Genomic DNA, 16,241 nt, shown 5'->3' on the forward strand with positions numbered 1-16,241 from the left:
CCCCGGCAGGAGGGCTCGGCCGCGCTGGTGCCCCGCGCCCTGGAGTACCTCGCCTACGCCGAGTTGCGCGCCGGACGCCACGCCGAGGCACGTGCGCACGCCGAGGAGGGGCTGCGCGCCGCCCTTCGTGACGTGGTCGGTCACCATGGTCGTGCCGACCGGCTTGAAGTCGGCGACCTGGGTGCCGAGACCGTTGTCGAGCGGGTCGACGCCCGTGTTGGCCAGCGGGTCGAGCTGGAGCTGCGTCAGCGGCGCCACGCCGTGGCCGAGGCCCTCCAGGGCCGCGGCGCCGTCCACGCGGGTCAGCGAGTCGGGCGGCAGCGGCACGCCGACTCCCTCGGCGGCCTGGGCGCCGGCGCCCGCGCCGAACACGGCGGCTCCCGCCGCGGTGACGGTGAGACCGGCCTTCAGCAGGGCACGGGGCCGGGACGTCCGGGACTGTGCGTGACGCGCCATGAGGATCCTTCCGGAGGGTGGTCGAGCGGGCACCGACAGTAGTGGAGGTGTGATGCTCGATACCAACGGGCCGCCTCGGTGGTCCCCTGCACGGGGGAATGCCTCACACTGGTGTCCCGTGAGTTCCCAACCGATCCCGACCCGGGTCGTCCTGCTCGCGGGCCCCTCCGGCTCCGGCAAGTCGTCCCTCGCCGCCCGCACCGGGCTGCCGGTCCTGCGTCTCGACGACTTCTACAAGGAGGGCGACGACCCCTCCCTGCCCCTCGTCGAGGGGAGCACGGACATCGACTGGGACTCCCCGCTCTCGTGGGACGCGGACGCGGCCGTCGCCGCGATCGCCGAACTGTGCCGTACGGGACGGACCGACGTGCCCGTCTACGACATCGCCACCAGCTCCCGCGTGGACCACGAGGCCCTGGACATCGAGCGGACGCCGCTGTTCGTGGCCGAGGGCATCTTCGCCGCCGAGATCGTGGCGCGCTGCCGTGACCTCGGGGTGCTCGCCGACGCGCTGTGCCTGCGCGGCCGCCCGTCCACGACCTTCCGCCGCCGGCTGCTGCGGGACCTCAGGGAGGGCCGCAAGTCGGTGCCGTTCCTGCTGCGCCGCGGCTGGCGCCTGATGCGGACCGAGCGGTCGATCGTGGCCCGGCAGACCGCGCTCGGCGCCCACCCGTGCGCCAGGGACGAGGCCCTGGGCCGGCTGGCCGCCGCCGCGGCGGGCCGCTGCCGCGTCCCGGCGACCCGCGCCTGACCCGCAGGCCCCGTTCCGGCCCGCCGGACCCGTCGCCCCGTGAACGTGCCGAGGGCCGGGCAGGATCCCCCGATCCTGTCCGGCCCTCGCCCTTTACCCCGTACCCCCGTACGGTCCCCCGTGTTTCCCCCGTGCCCCCGTGTCCCCCCGTATCCCTCAGGCGACGAGCTCGCCGAAGGACTCCTCCTCGTCACGGCCGAAGCTCAGCACCTCGTCCTCGCGCAGTCGCCGCAGCGAGCGCCAGATGCTCGACTTCACCGTGCCGACGCTGATGTCCAGGATCTCCGCGATCTCCGGGTCGGTCCGGCCCTCGTAGTAGCGCAGCACCAGCATCGTGCGCTGGAGCTCGGGCAGACGGGCCAGCGCCTGCCAGAGGACCGCGCGCAGTTCGGTGCCGCGCATCGCGTCCGTCTCGCCCACCGTCTCCGGGAGCTCCTCGGTCGGGTACTCGTTGAGCTTGCGCCGGCGCCAGGCGCTGATGTGCAGGTTGGTCATCGTGCGGCGCAGGTAGCCGCCGACCGCGGCCTTGTCGCTGATCCGGTCCCAGGCGCGGTACGTGGAGAACAGCGCGCTCTGGAGCAGGTCCTCGGCCTCGAAACGGTCACCGGTCAGGTGGTAGGCGGTGGCGTACAGGGAGGCCCGGCGCTCCTGAACGTAGGCCGTAAACTCGGCCTCCGACCGGCTGGAGCGCTCCCCCGTGGCCTCCCCGTACACCGCTCCCCCGTCAGCCACGGCGACCATGTACGGCGCCTTGTGCTGACGCCCGACGCTGCGAACGCACCCCCGCCCGTTCACCGCGCCGGACTTCTCGGTGCTCCGCGTGACGTCGTGGAGACGCGTGACAACTGCGCTGGAGGTGGTGCTGTGCAGTGCGTTCATCTCGCGCCCCCCGTCGGTTGGAGTCCGTAGGTCCTTGATGTCGAAAAGCCTGCCCGGCCGACTTCATGGCGGTGTCCGCCGACTGTCACAGGCGTGTCACAGGCGGGGGGCGGAAGGGAGGCGTGTCCGCACGGTCGAACTCGGACGGGCGCATGCGACAGAATGAGGCCGTGCCTTTCCTGTTGCTGATCGAGGACGACGACGCCATCCGCACGGCCCTCGAACTCTCCCTGTCACGCCAGGGCCACCGTGTGGCCACCGCGGCGACGGGCGAGGACGGCCTGAAGCTGCTCAAGGAGCAGCGGCCCGACCTGGTCGTCCTCGACGTGATGCTGCCCGGCATCGACGGTTTCGAGGTGTGCCGCCGGATCCGGCGTACGGACCAGCTGCCGATCATCCTGCTCACCGCGCGCAGCGACGACATCGACGTGGTCGTGGGCCTGGAGTCCGGTGCCGACGACTACGTGGTGAAGCCGGTGCAGGGCCGGGTGCTCGACGCCCGGATCCGCGCGGTGCTGCGCCGCGGCGAGCGGGAGGCCACCGACTCGGCCACCTTCGGCTCCCTCGTCATCGACCGCTCCGCGATGACGGTGACGAAGAACGGGGAGGACCTGCAGCTCACGCCGACCGAGCTGCGGCTGCTCCTGGAGCTGAGCCGGCGGCCCGGACAGGCGCTGTCGCGCCAGCAGTTGCTGCGGCTCGTGTGGGAGCACGACTACCTCGGCGACTCGCGCCTGGTCGACGCCTGTGTGCAGCGGCTGCGCGCCAAGGTCGAGGACGTGCCCTCCTCGCCGACCCTGATCCGTACCGTGCGGGGCGTGGGCTACCGGCTGGACGTTCCTGCGTGAGCAAAGGGATCGTCTCGGTGCTGAGGTTCACCAGCCTGCGGCTCCGCCTCGTCGTCGTCTTCGCCCTGGTCGCGCTCCTCGCGGCCGTGTCGGCCTCCGGCATCGCGTACTGGCTCAACCGCGAGGCCGTGCTCAAGCGCACCCAGGACAGCGCGCTGAACGACTTCCGCCAGGAGATGCAGAACCGGGCGGCGACGCTGCCGTCGCGGCCCACCGAGGAGGAGCTGCGGCGCACCGCCGAGCAGATGGCGAGCGGCAGCGCCGGCTACAGCGTGCTGCTCATCGGCGAGCGGGCCGCGGGCAAGCCGATCGTGGGCGCCTCCGACCCGGACGTGTTCACGCTCGCGGACGTGCCGCGTCCGCTGCAGACCGCCGTGACCACCGAGCGTCCGGTGTCGGACGCCAACCCGTACCCGTACCACCTGTTCTGGCAGCGCACCCAGCGCGGCTCGACGCCGTACCTGGTGGGCGGCACGAAGATCGACGGCGGCGGGCCGACCGGCTACATGTTCAAGTCGCTCGCCGCGGAGAAGGCCGACCTCAACTCGCTGGCCTGGTCGCTCGGCATCGCCACCGGTCTCGCCGTGCTCGGCTCGGTGCTGCTCGCGCAGGTGGCGGCGACGACCGTGCTGCGCCCGGTGCACCGGCTCGGGGAGGCGGCCCGGCAGCTCGGCGAGGGCAAGCTGGACACCCGGCTGCGGGTCTCGGGCAACGACGAACTGGCGGACCTCTCCCGTACGTTCAACAGCGCCGCCGAGTCGCTGCAGAAGAAGGTCGCGGACATGAGCGCACGGGAGGAGGCGAGCGCCCGCTTCGTGGCCGACATGTCGCACGAGCTGCGCACGCCGCTGACCGCGCTGACCGCCGTGACGGAGGTCCTGGAGGACGAGCAGGACGCGCTCGACCCGATGATCGCGCCCGCCGTCGCCCTCGTGGTCAGCGAGACCCGCCGGCTCAACGACCTGGTGGAGAACCTGATGGAGGTGACCCGCTTCGACGCGGGCACCGCGCGTCTCGTCCTGGACGACGTCGACATCGCCGACCAGATCACCGCCTGCATCGACGCGCGGGCCTGGCTGGACGCCGTGGACCTGGACGCCGAGCGCGGGATCGTCGCGCGGCTCGACCCGCGCCGGCTCGACGTGGTCCTGGCCAACCTGATCGGCAACGCCCTCAAGCACGGCGGTTCGCCGGTGCGGGTGTCGGTGCGGACGGAGGAGACCGAGGAGGGCGAGGAGCTGGTGATCGCGGTGCGCGACCACGGGCCCGGCATCCCGGTGGAGGTCCTGCCGCACGTCTTCGACCGCTTCTACAAGGCGAGCGCGTCACGGCCGCGTTCGGACGGCAGCGGTCTCGGTCTGTCGATCGCGATGGAGAACGCGCTGATCCACGGCGGTTCGATCACCGCCGCCAACTCCACGGACGCCGACGGCCGGGTGGACGGCGCGGTGTTCGTGCTGCGGCTGCCCCGGGACGCCTCGGGGATCGCGCGCGAACTGCGGACCCGCAGCAGCCAGGGCGAGGTGGAGGAGAGTTGAGACTGCGCCGTACGTGGGGACGTCGCCGTACGGGGCTGCTGGCCCTGGGCGCCGCCGTCCTCCTCTCGGGCTGCGGCATCCGTACGACCTCGGTGCCGGTCGACGCGGGCGCGGCGCCCTCGCGGGTGCCGTGCACGGTGCCGGGCGAGGCGTCCGCGACGGGCGTGCAGAGCGGGGTGCCGCTGCGCGTGTACCTGGTGTGCGGTGCGCAGCTGGACGCCGTGGAACGCAGGTCGCCGCTGCCCGAGGAGAAGGCGGCGGGCGACCGGGTGCGCACGGCCTCGGCGCTGCTCGCCCAGCTGGAGAGCGAGCCGTCGGACGAGGAGCGCCGGGCGGGCTTCGCGACGGCGGTGAAGGGCCCGCTGGTGGTGAGCGCGGGCCGCGCGGGCGACCCGAAGGGCACCCTGCGGCTCAGCCGCCAGCCCGAGGACCTGCCGCCGACGGCCCTGGCCCAGATCGTCTGCACCTTCGCGGAGAGCGCGGCCGGTGAGCCGGGCGGCTCCGGCGCCGCGGCCGACTCCGTCGTCCTGGGCGGCCCCGGCCCGTACGGGCCGCGCCGCTACAGCTGTACGACGGAGCTGAAGGAACGCCCGGAGTCGGCGGTCCCCTCGTCCCCGGCGGGGCGCTGACGGGACGGCGGGACCGCGGGCGGCCCGTCTTACGGGGCCGTGGCGCTGTTCCAGGTCCGTGACGGTCGGGCGGAACCGATGCCGCCGGAGGGCGCGTCTTGGGGGGCGTGCAACGTCAAGGTTCGGGTGGGTCGGGCAGTTCCGGCGGCTCTGTCGCCGTGGTCGTACGCGTGGCGGGGTTCGTCCTTCTCCTCGCGCATCTGCTGCTCGTCGCCTGGGTGACGCTCCGCCCGCGCGACGTGGCCTGGGTGACCGCGCCGAACCTGACGCCGCTGGCCGGGATCCGGGGCGATCTGGCGCTCGGTCCGGCCGAGGCCGCGCGGCGGATCGCCGGCGGACTGCTGCTCCTGGCCCCGCTCGGGGTGCTGTTGCCGATGGCCGACGGACGGCTCGCGGTGTCGCCCTGGGCGTCGCTCGCCCGGACGACGGCGGCCGGGGCCCTGGTGTCACTGGCGGTGGAGCTGCTGCAGACGGCGGTGCCCGGGCAGGTCGTGGACGTCGACTCGGTGCTCCTGAACACGGCCGGCGTGGCACTCGCGCACCTGCTCCTCGTCCCGGCGGGGCGGGCGCGGCTGCGCCGCGGCCCGCGCGGGCGCCGTCCGTCCTCCCGGCCGGGGAAGTCCTCCTCCGGGAGGAGGAGGCAGCAGGCCTCCCAGCGGGCTTCTCAGGGGACGACCCCGACGATTCCCAGGGTCGGGATCGCCCCGTAGAGGGACGCTTTGTCCACGGGTCCGGCGGCACGATGGGGACATCGGAAGAACCGGACACCCGGACTGAAGGAGCCCACCATGGCCGCACTTGCCCGCCCTCGTGACGGACGCGTGATCGGCGGAGTGTGCGCGGCGCTGGCACGGCGCTTCGGCATCTCCGCCTGGACGATGCGCACGATATTCCTGGTCTCGTGCCTGCTGCCGGGCCCGCAGTTCCTGCTGTACCTGGCGCTGTGGGTGCTGCTGCCCGCGGAGAAGACGGCGAGCACGGCCTGGTAGCCGCGGACCCGTCGTACGTACGCCGAAGGGGCGCTCACCCGGACCGGGTGGGCGCCCCTTCGGCGTAGGGGGCTCAGAGGCCGATGCCGCCCAGCGGCAGGCCGTTCACCGGGAGGCCGCCGAGGAGGCCGGTGGCCGCGCCGAGCGGGGTGGAGCCGAGGCCGGCCTTGGCGCCGTCCAGCGGCAGGTCCTGCGCCTGCTTCTGCACCTCGCCGGGGAGGTTCTGGGCCTGCTCGACCGCGCCGGGCAGGGTCTTGGCGCCCTCCTCGACACCGGTTCCGAGGGCACCCTGGCCGCCGACGAGGGCCTCGGAGGCACCCGCGGGGAGCTCGGTGAGGCCGTCACCGAGCGGGACGACGCTGGTGACCGTGCCGAGCGCGTCGGAGCCGACGACCGGCAGCCCGGGGGCGGCGGAGGCCGTTCCGGCGGCGGCAGCGGCGAAGGCGGCACCGAGGGCGGCGACACCGAGCGTCTTGGCGGCAGACTGCTTCATCAGAAAATCTTCCTCAGGAATCTCGGGTGCGTCTCGGGGCGACGGGGAAGGCCCTGAGAGCGGGGATTTTCGGGGAAACGGGGAATGCAGAGTGGCTATGCAAACTAACCACCGAAAGTCCCGGCCGCAAACACCGGACGGCGGCCGGGCGTGGTGCGCCCGGCCGCCGTCCGTCCCGTCCCGAGGGCGGCTGATCAGTCCGACTGGCGGGAAGACTCGCTGGTCGTGGCGGTCTGCTGGAACAGCCATTCGGATTTCAGCTCGGCATAACCGGGCTTGATGACGTCATTGATCATCGCGAGTCGTTCATCGAAAGGAATGAACGCTGATTTCATCGCATTGACCGTGAACCACTGCATGTCGTCGAGCGTGTAACCGAATGCCTCGACCAGGAATTCGAATTCACGGCTCATGCTGGTGCCGCTCATCAGCCGGTTGTCGGTGTTGACCGTCGCGCGGAAGTGCAGCTTGCGCAGCAGCCCGATGGGGTGCTCCTTGTACGACTCGGCGGCGCCGGTCTGCAGGTTGGAGGTGGGGCACATCTCCAGCGGGATGCGCTTGTCGCGCACGTACGCGGCGAGCCGGCCGAGGCTGACCGTGCCGTCGTCGGCGACCTCGATGTCGTCGATGATCCGCACGCCGTGGCCGAGCCGGTCGGCGCCGCACCACTGCAGGGCCTGCCAGATCGAGGGCAGGCCGAAGGCCTCGCCCGCGTGGATCGTGAAGTGGTTGTTCTCGCGCTTCAGGTACTCGAAGGCGTCGAGGTGCCGGGTGGGCGGGAAGCCGGCCTCGGCGCCCGCGATGTCGAAGCCGACGACGCCGGAGTCCCGGTAGCGGTTGGCCAGTTCGGCGATCTCCAGGGCCCGGGCGGCATGCCGCATCGCGGTGAGCAGCGCGCCCACCCGGATCCGGTGGCCGCTGGCCCTCGCCTGGCGCTCGCCCTCGCGGAAGCCCTCGTTGACCGCCTCGACGACCTCTTCGAGGCTGAGACCGCCCTCCAAGTGCTGCTCGGGCGCGTAGCGGACCTCCGCGTAGACGACGCCGTCCTCGGCGAGGTCGACGGCACACTCGGCGGCGACCCGGACCAGGGCCTCGCGGGTCTGCATGACGGCGCAGGTGTGCGCGAAGGTCTCCAGGTAGCGCTCCAGGGAGCCGGAGTCGGCGGCCTCCCGGAACCAGATGCCGAGCTTGTCCGGCTCGGTCTCGGGAAGGCTGCCGTAGCCCTGGGCCCGGGCGAGTTCGATGATCGTGCCGGGGCGCAGGCCGCCGTCGAGGTGGTCGTGCAGCAGGACCTTCGGGGCGCGGCGGATCTGATCCGCCGAGGGGGTGCTGGGGATCTGGCTCGTCATTGCCGCACTCTAGCGCCTACGCGCGTAGAGCGCGCCTCTTCTGCGCCGCATCCTTCGGCCGGATTTCCGGGCGGGTGCCACCCGAAACCCGGGTGCGGGCACCTCCGCGGACACCTAGCCTGCCGGTATGACCACGGCCACCAGCGACTCCGAACTGCGCCGGATCATCGGCTTCCTGTCCGCCTTCACGCGCCGGCAGGCCGAACGGACCGTCGACTTCCCCGGCGGGTTCGCCGCGCTCGACGACACCTACGCGCTCTCCCACGGCAACAACCACGTCCTGGTGGACGGGCGGACCGATCCCGAAGCCCTGCCGGGCCGGGTCGACGAGCTGATGGCCCACCTCTCGCACCGCACCGTGTACATCCCGGACACGGCGGTCGCCGAGGCCTGCGCCGGGCCGCTGGCCCGGGCCGGGTACGAGTGCTCCGAGGTCCTCCTGATGGTCCACACCGGCCCCGTACCGGAGCTCGGCGGGGCGCGCGAGGTCGACCTGCCCGCCCTGCGCGGCCCGCTGACCGAGAGCCAGCGGCGCTTCCTCCCGGACGTCGGGGACGACGTCATCAGCGACCTGGTGGAGCGCCGTGCGGCCCGGCGCCGGGGCGCCGACGACGTCCGCTTCCTCGCCTCGCACGACGAGTTCGGCGAGGTGGCGTCCTGGGCCGACCTGTACATCGACGCGGCCTCGGGGACGGCCCAGATCGAGGACCTGGTGACGGCCGAGACCCACCTGCGCCAGGGCCACGCCGGTGTCGTCCTGGACACCGCCCTGCGCATGGCCGACGCCGCCGGCTGCACGACCGTCTTCCTGACGGCCCTCGCCACGGACTGGCCGCGCCACTGGTACGCGCGCCGCGGCTTCGTCCCCACGGGCACCGTGCACTGCTTCGAACGGGCGTGAGGGGTACGGGCGTTCGGTCAGCGGACGATACGTAACAGAGACCGCGCGTACCACTCGCGTACACCTCGGCTTCTGAGACTGTTCTGCCATGGCGCACAACGCACTCGTGGGAACGGCCGGCTCCCGGACACCCCGCCTCGGCCGGCCCGTCGCGGCGACGACAGCGGTCACCGAAGCGGGCGGGGTGGTGCTGCTGCTCCCGGACGGCGAGGTCGCCTCCGGGCGGCGGCACTCCGTACGGGCCCACGCCGCGGTCCTGCCGCTGGGGCGGCAGCTGGTGCGGGCGGGGCGGGCCGACGGGCTCGTGTCGCACGTGGTGCGGTACCGGGGGCGGGGCTGGAACGGAACGGACGCGCAGCTGGCGGCCGACGCCCGGTGGGCGGTCTCGGAGGCGGTGCGGCGCTACGGCGACGTGCCGGTCTGCCTCGTCGGCCGCGGGATGGGAGCCCGCGCCGCCCTGGCGGCCGGCGGGCACACGGCGGTGACGGCGGTCCTGGCGCTCGCCCCGTGGCTGCCGGAGGAGGACCGGGCGGCCGAGCCGGAACCGGTGCGGCAGCTCGTGGGACGGCGGGTGCTGATCGTGCACGGCACCAACGACGCCCGTACCGACCCGGAGTTGAGCTACCGGTTCGCCGAGCGGGCCAAGAAGTCCAACCGGGACACCTGCCGCTTCGAGGTCCACGCGGACGGGCACGCGCTGCGCCAGTACCGCGAGGAAGTCCACGCCCTGGCCGCCGACTTCGTACTCTCCGCGCTCTTCGCCCGCCCGCAGAGCCGCCCGCTCGCGGACGCGATGGCCGCACCCCCGCCGCTGGGACTCCGGATGCCGCTGGCGGCCGGGTTCGGGCGGTCGTTCGGCTGACGGCCCCGCGCGGCCGGCCCGTCACTCCGGCAACAGGCTGCCCCGCTTGCTCAGCAGGAACTTCTTGAACGCGGCCACCGGCGGCGTGTCCGGATGACCGTCGAGCCAGGTCACGCCGATCTCGCGGACCGCGCGCGGCGAGGTCACGCCGAGCTCGACGACGCCGGGGCGGGCGACGGCCGGCGGCGGCAGCAGGGCGACGCCGAGGCCCGCGGCGACCAGGCCGCGCAGCGTCTCCGCCTCCTCGCCCTCGAAGGCGATGCGCGGCTTGAAGCCGGCCTGCGCGCACAGGTCGTCGGTGATGCGGCGCAGCCCGTAGCCCGGTTCCAGGGTCACGAAGGTCTCGTCGGCGGCCTCCGCGAGGCGGATCCGCTTGCGGGTGGCGAGCCGGTGGTCGTCGGGTACGACGAGCCGCAGCCGCTGTTCGTCGAGGCGGCGGCCGACCAGGTCGGGCGCGTCCGGCACGGGCGAGGTGAGGCACAGGTCGAGTTCGCCGGCCCTGAGCCGTTCGATCATCGCCTCGCCGTAGTTCTGGACCAGGGTGAAGCGGACCTTCGGGTGGTCGACGCGGAAGGCGCGGATCAGCCCCGGCACGGTCTCGGAGCCCATGGTGTGGAGGAAGCCGAAGGCGACCCGGCCGGCGGTGGGATCGGCGTCCGCCCGTACCGTGTCGGCGGCCCGCTCGACCTCGGCGAGGGCCCGCTCCGCGGCGGAGAGGAAGCGGCGGCCGGCCGGGGTCAGCGCGACCGTGCGGCCGCGGCGGGCGAACAGGGCGACGCCGAGGTCCTCCTCCAGCCTGACCATGGCCCGCGACAGCGTCGACTGCGGGACGCCCATCTCGGCGGCGGCGCGGGTCACGTGCTCGTGCCGGGCGACCGCGGCGAAGTACGCGAGCCGCGGCGCGAGCAGCAGTCCCATGTCTTCTTCGTTACTGTTCGGTGACAGGCGATGCTGTGACCTGTACTCATGCACCATGGGAACGATTACAGCAGTTCCGTGCATTGGACGCATGAAGCGGACCGTCCTACGTTCGAGGCATGCCTTCCGCCAGTACCAAGGCGGCCGCCACCCGCGCGGTCGCCGACACCGGTCATGACTCCGCCGACACCCGCCTCTCCCCCGGTCGCCCCGGCTACCGCCGGATGAGCCTCGCGCTCTTCGCCGCCGGAGTGGCCACCTTCGCCCTCCTCTACTCCACCCAGGCCCTTCTCCCCGCCGTCTCGGCCGAGTTCGGCGCGAGCGCGTCGGCCGCCTCCTGGACGGTCTCCGCCGCGACCGGCGCGCTGGCCCTGTGCGTCCTCCCGCTCAGCGCGCTCTCCGAGCGCTTCGGACGCCGCTCGACGATGACGGTCTCGCTCGCGGTCGCCGTGGCCGTGGGTCTGCTCGTGCCGCTCGCCCCGAACCTGGAGAGCCTGGTCGCGCTGCGCGCGGTGCAGGGCGCGGCGCTGGCCGGCGTGCCGGCCTCGGCGATGGCCTTCCTCGCCGAGGAGGTACGGCCGAAGGCACTGATCGCGGCGATCGGCCTGTTCGTCGCGGGCAACTCCATCGGCGGCATGAGCGGCCGGATCGTCACCGGCTGGGTGGCCCAGCTGTGGGGCTGGCGGGCGGGTCTGGCGGCGGTCGGCCTGATGGCCGTGGCGTGCGCGGTCGCCTTCCGGGCGCTGCTGCCGAAGGCGCGGCACTTCACCCCCGGCACGCTGAACCCGAGGGCGCTGGCGCGGACCGTGCGCGGGCACCTCGCCGACCCGCTGCTGCTGCGTCTGTACGCGATCGGCGCGCTGTTCATGACGGTGTTCGGCGCCGTGTACACGGTGATCGGCTACCGCCTGGCCGAGGCCCCGTTCTCGCTGCCGCAGGGCGTGGTCGGCTCGATCTTCCTGGTGTACCTGGTCGGTACGGTCTCCTCGGCGGCGGCCGGCAAGCTGGTCGGCCGGCTCGGCCGGCGCGGCGCGCTCTACCTCGCGGTCTCCACGACGGCGGCCGGTCTGCTGCTCTCCCTCGCGGACGCGCTGCCCGCCGTCCTCGCGGGCCTGGTGCTGATCACCGCGGGCTTCTTCGCGGGGCACGCGGTGGCGTCCTCCTCGGTGAGCCGCACGGCGCGGACGGGCCGGGCGCAGGCCTCGGCGCTGTACCAGTCGGCGTACTACCTCGGCAGCAGCGCGGGCGGCACGCTCGGCGCGGTCGCCTTCCACGCCGGCGGCTGGGCCGGGACGGTGCTGATCGGCCTGGTGGCGGTGCTCGGCGTCGTGTCGGTCACCCTGTACGGGACGCACAGCGCCCGGGTCGAGGCCCGGCGGGTGAAGGCCCTGCGTCACGAAGTCGCCACGGCCGCCTGAGGACTGCAACTGTCGGGCTCCCCCGAGCGTCAAACGGGTCAGGACTCTAGGGGGAGTTGACGATCATGAACGGGATACGCAGACGCGCGGGCATCGGGCTCGCCGTCACGTCTCTGGTGGTACCCATGACGGTGGCGCTCACCGCCGCCCCGGCCCAGGCCGCGTCGTGCAACGTCACGACCGGCCCCTACCAGAAGCAGGTGGAGAAGTTCCTCGGCCGCCCGGTCGACGGGAAGCAGTCGCTCGCCGACTGCAAGGCCACCCAGGCCTTCCAGGTCAAGCACGGGATCACCCCGTCGGCGGGGTACGCGGGGCCGGTGACCTGGCGGACCATGTCGACGATGCTGGCGCAGAAGGCGGCGGGGACCAACCCCAACAAGGCCGGGAAGTGCCCGACCAACAAGGGCCGGATCGCCTGTGTCGACCTGACCCGGCAGCTCAGCTGGATCCAGGACGGCGCCAGGCTCAAGTACGGCCCGGTGCCGGTGCGTACGGGCCGGGACGGCTCGGAGACGCGTACGGGCGCCAAGAAGATCTACTGGCGCAACATCAACCACTGGTCGACGCTCTACCACGTGTCGATGCCGTACGCGCAGTTCTTCGACGGCGGGCAGGCCTTCCACTCGGTCACCAAGTCGATGTGGAACCCGCCGGGTTCGGCCGGCTGCGTCAACATGACGCAGAAGGACGCCAAGGCGTACTGGAACCTGCTCCGCAACGGTGACGACGTCTACGTCTACGGGCGCAAGCCCGGCACCTGACCGGCGGCCCGACCGGCAACCTGACCGGAGTCGGCCCCGGTTGTCGGTGCCCTGCGATAACTTCCCCTCATCGGTGCCGAACGGGCGCCGGTGAGGGGCGAGCGGGGTGGACGCGATGGCACGGACGGCCGAGGACCTGAAGTCGGACGACCTGGAGAAGTACCGCACGGAGCTGACCGGTTACTGCTACCGGATGCTGGGCTCCGCCTTCGAGGCGGAGGACGCCGTGCAGGACACCATGGTGCGCGCCTGGCGCTCCCTCGACTCCTTCGAGGGCCGCTCCTCCCTGCGGTCCTGGCTCTACCGGATCGCCACCAACGTGTGCCTGGACTCCCTCAACGCGGGCAACCGGCGGGCCCGTCCGATGGACCTGACGGATCCGACGCCGGTCGCCCAGGCCCGGCTCAACGAGCGCCCCGAGGTCACCTGGCTGGAGCCGGTGCCGGACGGGAGGGTGCTGCCGTCGGTGGCGGACCCGGCGGAGACGGCCGTCTCGCGCGAGACGGTGCGGCTGGCCTTCGTGGCGGCCCTCCAGCACCTGCCGCCGAAGCAGCGGGCGGTGCTGATCCTGCGCGAGGTGCTCGCATGGAAGGCGGCCGAGGTGGCCGAGCTGCTCGGCCTGACCGTCGCCTCGGTCAACAGCGCGCTGCAGCGCGCCAGGGCCACCATCGCCGAGCAGGCCCCGGCCGCGTCCGACGCGGCGGACCCCCTGGACGAGGAGCAGAAGGCCCTGCTCGACCGCTACGTGGCGGCCTTCGAGGGCTACGACATGCAGGCCCTCACCGCGCTCCTCCACGAGGACGCGACGATGTCCATGCCGCCGTACGACCTCTGGCTGCGCGGCCACGAGGACATCGTGGGCTGGATGCTGGGCGTCGGCGAGGTGTGCCGCGGCTCGAAGCTGGTGCCGACCGTGGCGAACGGCCAGCCGGCCTTCGCGCACTACCACCCGGACCCGGAGGGCGGGTACGCGCCGTGGGCGCTGATCGTGCTCCAGGTGAACGACGGGAAGATCGGCGGGATGGACTTCTTCCTGGACACCAAGCGCTGGTTCCCGCTGTTCGACCTGCCGGAGCGACTGGAGGCCTGACCTCCTCCGGGGTGCTCACAGCAGCTCCCCGAGCCCGAAGAGGTCGAGCATCTCACGCAGCTCGGGCCCGGCGCCCGTGAACACCAGACGGTGTCCGCGCCGTCGTGCGGTCAGCCGCAGCCGTGCGAGGGCGTCGACGCCGGCGAGCCCGGCGGGCTCCAGGCCGCCGATCTCGCAGACGACGACGGTCGGCTCGGCGGCGTCGAGCAGCGCGCAGAGCCGCCCGACGTCGGTGGGCGCGGGCGGCCCGGAGAGCCGCAGTTCAAGAGGGCGTGAGGTGTCCACACGTGGTGGACCGCCGCCGCGCCCGGAATTCATCGCGGGGCGCGGCGGGGCACTCAGCCGAGCGGGAAGACGCTGGTGTCGATCGTGAGGTCGAAGGGCTCGGGGAGGTGGATCTCCTCCCCGAACTTCACCTTCTGGAGCTCCTGGTAGACGTCGATCTTCGGCTCCCCGTAGAGCGTGACGGTCGGCCCTGCTGGCGCGAACCGGTCGATCAGCAGGTAGAGGGGGACCTTCGCCTCCGCGTAGGCAGCCGCCTTGTTCATCCGGTCGTAGCTCGCGTTGGACAGCGACGTGACCTCCACAATGAGCTCGGCCGCTGTGAGGGGCGCGTACTCGCCACCTTCCAACTCGGCCACGACCCCATCAGGGACCACTACGAGATCGGGGACGTACAGGCGGCCACGCGAAGGGTGGGCGACACCGAGCGTCTGGTAGATGCCCCAGTCCTCTGGGATCACCGTGTACAGCCTTCGGTGAACCTTCTCGGCAATGCGGTTGTGAGGTGCGCCAGGCGGAGGTGTCACAACAATGATCCCATCGATGATCTCCACCTTGCTGCCCTCGGGCCAGTCCGACTCCTCCCAGAAGCGGACGAGCTCGTCCCAGTGCGGGCCCGGATCGGGATCGACGGGGAGTGCACTCATGGCGGTCTCCTTTTCGGTGTGACACCGATCCCAGCATGCCGAACGGGGCCGGTGGAGGTCCACCGGCCCCGTTCACCCGAAGGTGTCACTGGCACATGCCAGCGGCGAAGGGCGTCACGCGATGCGGTCCAGGACGATCGGGTTCGGGGCGAACGCCGTGCCCGCCGGCGCGATGTCCCAGGCGCCCTCCAGGGACTTCAGGGCGTAGTCGAACTTCTCCGGGGTGTCCGTGTGCAGGGTCAGGAGCGGCTGGCCCGCCGTCACCGTGTCGCCGGGCTTCGCGTGGAGTTCGACGCCCGCGCCGGCCTGCACCGGGTCCTCCTTGCGGGCGCGGCCGGCGCCGAGGCGCCAGGCGGCGATGCCGATGTCGTAGGCGTCGAGGCGGGTGAGGACGCCGGAGGACGGGGCCGTCACGACGTGCTGCTCGCGGGCGACCGGGAGGGCCGCGTCCGGGTCGCCGCCCTGCGCGGCGATCATGCGGCGCCAGACGTCCATCGCGGAGCCGTCGGCGAGGGCCTTCGCCGGGTCGGCGTCCTTGATGCCGGCCGCGTCCAGCATCTCCTTCGCGAGGGCCACCGTCAGCTCGACGACGTCCGCCGGGCCGCCGCCCGCCAGGACCTCGACCGACTCGCGGACCTCGAGCGCGTTGCCCGCCGTGAGGCCGAGCGGGGTCGACATGTCGGTGAGCAGGGCCACCGTCTTCACGCCGCTGTCCGTGCCGAGCGCGACCATCGTGGAGGCCAGCTCGCGGGCGTCCTCGATGTTCTTCATGAAGGCGCCGGTGCCGACCTTGACGTCGAGGACGAGGGAGCCGGTGCCCTCGGCGATCTTCTTCGACATGATCGAGGAGGCGATCAGCGGGATGGCCTCGACCGTGCCCGTCACGTCGCGGAGCGCGTAGAGCTTCTTGTCCGCCGGGGCCAGGCCGTCGCCCGCCGCGCAGATGACCGCGCCGGTCGTGTCGAGGACGTGCAGCATCTCCTCGTTGGACAGCAGCGCCCGCCAGCCCGGGATGGACTCCAGCTTGTCGAGGGTGCCGCCGGTGTGGCCGAGACCGCGGCCCGAGAGCTGCGGCACGGCCGCGCCGCACGCGGCGACCAGCGGGGCGAGCGGCAGGGTGATCTTGTCGCCGACGCCGCCGGTGGAGTGCTTGTCGGCGGTCGGCCGGGAGAGGGAGTCGAAGTTCATGCGCTCGCCGCTCGCGATCATCGCGGCCGTCCAGCGGGCGATCTCCTCGCGGTTCATGCCGTTCAGCAGGATCGCCATGGCCAGCGCGGACATCTGCTCGTCGGCGACCACACCGCGGGTGTAGGCGTCGATGACCCAGTCGATCTGCTCGGGGCTCAGCTCGCCCTTGTCCCGCTTGGTGCGGATGACGGAGATGACGTCCATGTGATGGTGCCTCTTTCTACGCGCATAGAGGGGGAAAG

Annotated in this window: 19 protein-coding genes; 11 read left to right on the top strand and 8 right to left on the bottom strand. The window is 72.6% G+C overall.

Going from position 1 to position 16,241, the window contains the following annotated elements:
* Positions 1-456, bottom strand: a 456-nt coding sequence (locus ACFWJO_RS20620; protein ID WP_386867074.1) for a hypothetical protein, incomplete at its 3' end; no start/stop codon positions are given.
* 52 nt (positions 457-508) lie between these two features.
* Here ACFWJO_RS20620 and ACFWJO_RS20625 point away from each other — a divergent pair.
* Positions 509-1,207 (top strand): uridine kinase, encoded by a 699-nt coding sequence (locus ACFWJO_RS20625; protein ID WP_386867076.1) that lies wholly within the window; start codon positions 509-511, stop codon positions 1,205-1,207.
* Positions 1,208-1,363: 156 nt separating this feature from the next.
* On the opposite strand, the gene ACFWJO_RS20630 is transcribed toward ACFWJO_RS20625, so the two are convergent.
* The gene (locus tag ACFWJO_RS20630) at positions 1,364-2,086 is read right to left on the bottom strand and encodes a SigE family RNA polymerase sigma factor (RefSeq protein WP_386867077.1); all 723 of its coding nucleotides are present in this window, start codon (positions 2,084-2,086) and stop codon (positions 1,364-1,366) included.
* Positions 2,087-2,256: 170 nt separating this feature from the next.
* Between ACFWJO_RS20630 and afsQ1 the strand changes: the two genes are divergently transcribed.
* The 5 genes from afsQ1 (at position 2,257) to ACFWJO_RS20655 (ending at position 6,090) form a co-directional block, all read left to right on the top strand.
* Entirely contained in the window at positions 2,257-2,934 is a 678-nt protein-coding gene (gene afsQ1 / locus ACFWJO_RS20635; RefSeq protein ID WP_265869013.1) for a two-component system response regulator AfsQ1, read from the top strand.
* Positions 2,931-4,472, top strand: coding sequence for an ATP-binding protein (locus ACFWJO_RS20640; protein ID WP_386867080.1), 1,542 nt, complete (start codon positions 2,931-2,933; stop codon positions 4,470-4,472). The genes afsQ1 and ACFWJO_RS20640 overlap by 4 nt, the downstream gene beginning before the upstream one ends.
* Entirely contained in the window at positions 4,469-5,101 is a 633-nt protein-coding gene (locus ACFWJO_RS20645) for a hypothetical protein (RefSeq protein WP_386867081.1), read from the top strand. Before ACFWJO_RS20640 ends, ACFWJO_RS20645 begins: the two co-directional genes overlap by 4 nt.
* 107 nt (positions 5,102-5,208) lie before the next feature.
* Positions 5,209-5,811 carry a VanZ family protein gene (locus ACFWJO_RS20650; protein WP_386867083.1) on the top strand — a complete coding sequence of 201 codons (603 nt, stop codon included), beginning with the start codon at positions 5,209-5,211 and terminating at the stop codon, positions 5,809-5,811.
* Positions 5,812-5,889: 78 nt separating this feature from the next.
* A complete protein-coding gene (locus ACFWJO_RS20655; RefSeq protein ID WP_386867085.1) occupies positions 5,890-6,090 on the top strand; it encodes a PspC domain-containing protein in 201 nt (66 codons plus the stop codon).
* Positions 6,091-6,163: 73 nt separating this feature from the next.
* Here ACFWJO_RS20655 and ACFWJO_RS20660 read toward each other — a convergent pair whose 3' ends face one another.
* Positions 6,164-6,583: a hypothetical protein gene (locus ACFWJO_RS20660; protein WP_386867087.1), complete on the bottom strand. Its 420-nt coding sequence runs from the start codon at positions 6,581-6,583 to the stop codon at positions 6,164-6,166.
* A gap of 194 nt (positions 6,584-6,777) precedes the next feature.
* The gene (locus ACFWJO_RS20665; protein ID WP_386867088.1) at positions 6,778-7,932 is read right to left on the bottom strand and encodes an adenosine deaminase; all 1,155 of its coding nucleotides are present in this window, start codon (positions 7,930-7,932) and stop codon (positions 6,778-6,780) included.
* A gap of 127 nt (positions 7,933-8,059) precedes the next feature.
* Here ACFWJO_RS20665 and ACFWJO_RS20670 point away from each other — a divergent pair, with 127 nt between their 5' ends.
* Entirely contained in the window at positions 8,060-8,833 is a 774-nt protein-coding gene (locus tag ACFWJO_RS20670) for a GNAT family N-acetyltransferase (RefSeq protein WP_386867090.1), read from the top strand.
* An 88-nt stretch (positions 8,834-8,921) separates the two neighbouring features.
* Positions 8,922-9,695, top strand: coding sequence for an alpha/beta hydrolase (locus ACFWJO_RS20675; RefSeq protein WP_386867092.1), 774 nt, complete (start codon positions 8,922-8,924; stop codon positions 9,693-9,695).
* A 21-nt stretch (positions 9,696-9,716) separates the two neighbouring features.
* On the opposite strand, the gene ACFWJO_RS20680 is transcribed toward ACFWJO_RS20675, so the two are convergent.
* Entirely contained in the window at positions 9,717-10,670 is a 954-nt protein-coding gene (locus ACFWJO_RS20680; protein WP_386867094.1) for a LysR family transcriptional regulator, read from the bottom strand.
* A gap of 62 nt (positions 10,671-10,732) precedes the next feature.
* Between ACFWJO_RS20680 and ACFWJO_RS20685 the strand changes: the two genes are divergently transcribed.
* The 3 genes from ACFWJO_RS20685 to ACFWJO_RS20695 all read left to right on the top strand — a co-directional run bounded on the left by ACFWJO_RS20685 (position 10,733) and on the right by ACFWJO_RS20695 (position 13,882).
* A complete protein-coding gene (locus ACFWJO_RS20685) occupies positions 10,733-12,031 on the top strand; it encodes an MFS transporter (RefSeq protein WP_386867095.1) in 1,299 nt (432 codons plus the stop codon).
* 65 nt (positions 12,032-12,096) lie between these two features.
* Positions 12,097-12,792: a L,D-transpeptidase gene (locus ACFWJO_RS20690; RefSeq protein ID WP_384417818.1), complete on the top strand. Its 696-nt coding sequence runs from the start codon at positions 12,097-12,099 to the stop codon at positions 12,790-12,792.
* A 115-nt stretch (positions 12,793-12,907) separates the two neighbouring features.
* A complete protein-coding gene (locus ACFWJO_RS20695) occupies positions 12,908-13,882 on the top strand; it encodes a sigma-70 family RNA polymerase sigma factor (protein WP_384417815.1) in 975 nt (324 codons plus the stop codon).
* Between the two features lie 15 nt (positions 13,883-13,897).
* On the opposite strand, the gene ACFWJO_RS20700 is transcribed toward ACFWJO_RS20695, so the two are convergent.
* The 3 genes from ACFWJO_RS20700 to ACFWJO_RS20710 form a co-directional block, all read right to left on the bottom strand.
* On the bottom strand, positions 13,898-14,167 hold the full coding sequence (locus tag ACFWJO_RS20700) for an STAS domain-containing protein (RefSeq protein WP_386867098.1): 270 nt from the start codon (positions 14,165-14,167) through the stop codon (positions 13,898-13,900).
* A 53-nt stretch (positions 14,168-14,220) separates the two neighbouring features.
* A complete protein-coding gene (locus tag ACFWJO_RS20705; RefSeq protein WP_386867100.1) occupies positions 14,221-14,811 on the bottom strand; it encodes a Uma2 family endonuclease in 591 nt (196 codons plus the stop codon).
* A gap of 114 nt (positions 14,812-14,925) precedes the next feature.
* Entirely contained in the window at positions 14,926-16,203 is a 1,278-nt protein-coding gene (locus ACFWJO_RS20710; protein ID WP_386867101.1) for a thymidine phosphorylase, read from the bottom strand.
* Between the last annotated feature and the right edge of the window lie 38 nt (positions 16,204-16,241).

The sequence above is a fragment of the Streptomyces sp. NPDC127092 genome (assembly GCF_042722475.1).
GTDB lineage: Bacteria > Actinomycetota > Actinomycetes > Streptomycetales > Streptomycetaceae > Streptomyces.

Excerpts from the sequence above, each read along its gene's own strand:
- ACFWJO_RS20625 (WP_386867076.1), top strand. The coding sequence starts at position 509 with ATGCTCGATACCAACGGGCCGCCTCGGTGGTCCCCTGCACGGGGGAAT.
- ACFWJO_RS20630 (WP_386867077.1), bottom strand. The coding sequence starts at position 2,086 with ATGAACGCACTGCACAGCACCACCTCCAGCGCAGTTGTCACGCGTCTC.
- ACFWJO_RS20655 (WP_386867085.1), top strand. The coding sequence starts at position 5,890 with ATGGCCGCACTTGCCCGCCCTCGTGACGGACGCGTGATCGGCGGAGTG.
- ACFWJO_RS20660 (WP_386867087.1), bottom strand. The coding sequence starts at position 6,583 with ATGAAGCAGTCTGCCGCCAAGACGCTCGGTGTCGCCGCCCTCGGTGCC.
- ACFWJO_RS20665 (WP_386867088.1), bottom strand. The coding sequence starts at position 7,932 with ATGACGAGCCAGATCCCCAGCACCCCCTCGGCGGATCAGATCCGCCGC.
- ACFWJO_RS20670 (WP_386867090.1), top strand. The coding sequence starts at position 8,060 with ATGACCACGGCCACCAGCGACTCCGAACTGCGCCGGATCATCGGCTTC.
- ACFWJO_RS20675 (WP_386867092.1), top strand. The coding sequence starts at position 8,922 with ATGGCGCACAACGCACTCGTGGGAACGGCCGGCTCCCGGACACCCCGC.
- ACFWJO_RS20680 (WP_386867094.1), bottom strand. The coding sequence starts at position 10,670 with ATGGTGCATGAGTACAGGTCACAGCATCGCCTGTCACCGAACAGTAAC.
- ACFWJO_RS20685 (WP_386867095.1), top strand. The coding sequence starts at position 10,733 with ATGCCTTCCGCCAGTACCAAGGCGGCCGCCACCCGCGCGGTCGCCGAC.
- ACFWJO_RS20690 (WP_384417818.1), top strand. The coding sequence starts at position 12,097 with ATGAACGGGATACGCAGACGCGCGGGCATCGGGCTCGCCGTCACGTCT.
- ACFWJO_RS20695 (WP_384417815.1), top strand. The coding sequence starts at position 12,908 with ATGGCACGGACGGCCGAGGACCTGAAGTCGGACGACCTGGAGAAGTAC.
- ACFWJO_RS20705 (WP_386867100.1), bottom strand. The coding sequence starts at position 14,811 with ATGAGTGCACTCCCCGTCGATCCCGATCCGGGCCCGCACTGGGACGAG.
- ACFWJO_RS20710 (WP_386867101.1), bottom strand. The coding sequence starts at position 16,203 with ATGGACGTCATCTCCGTCATCCGCACCAAGCGGGACAAGGGCGAGCTG.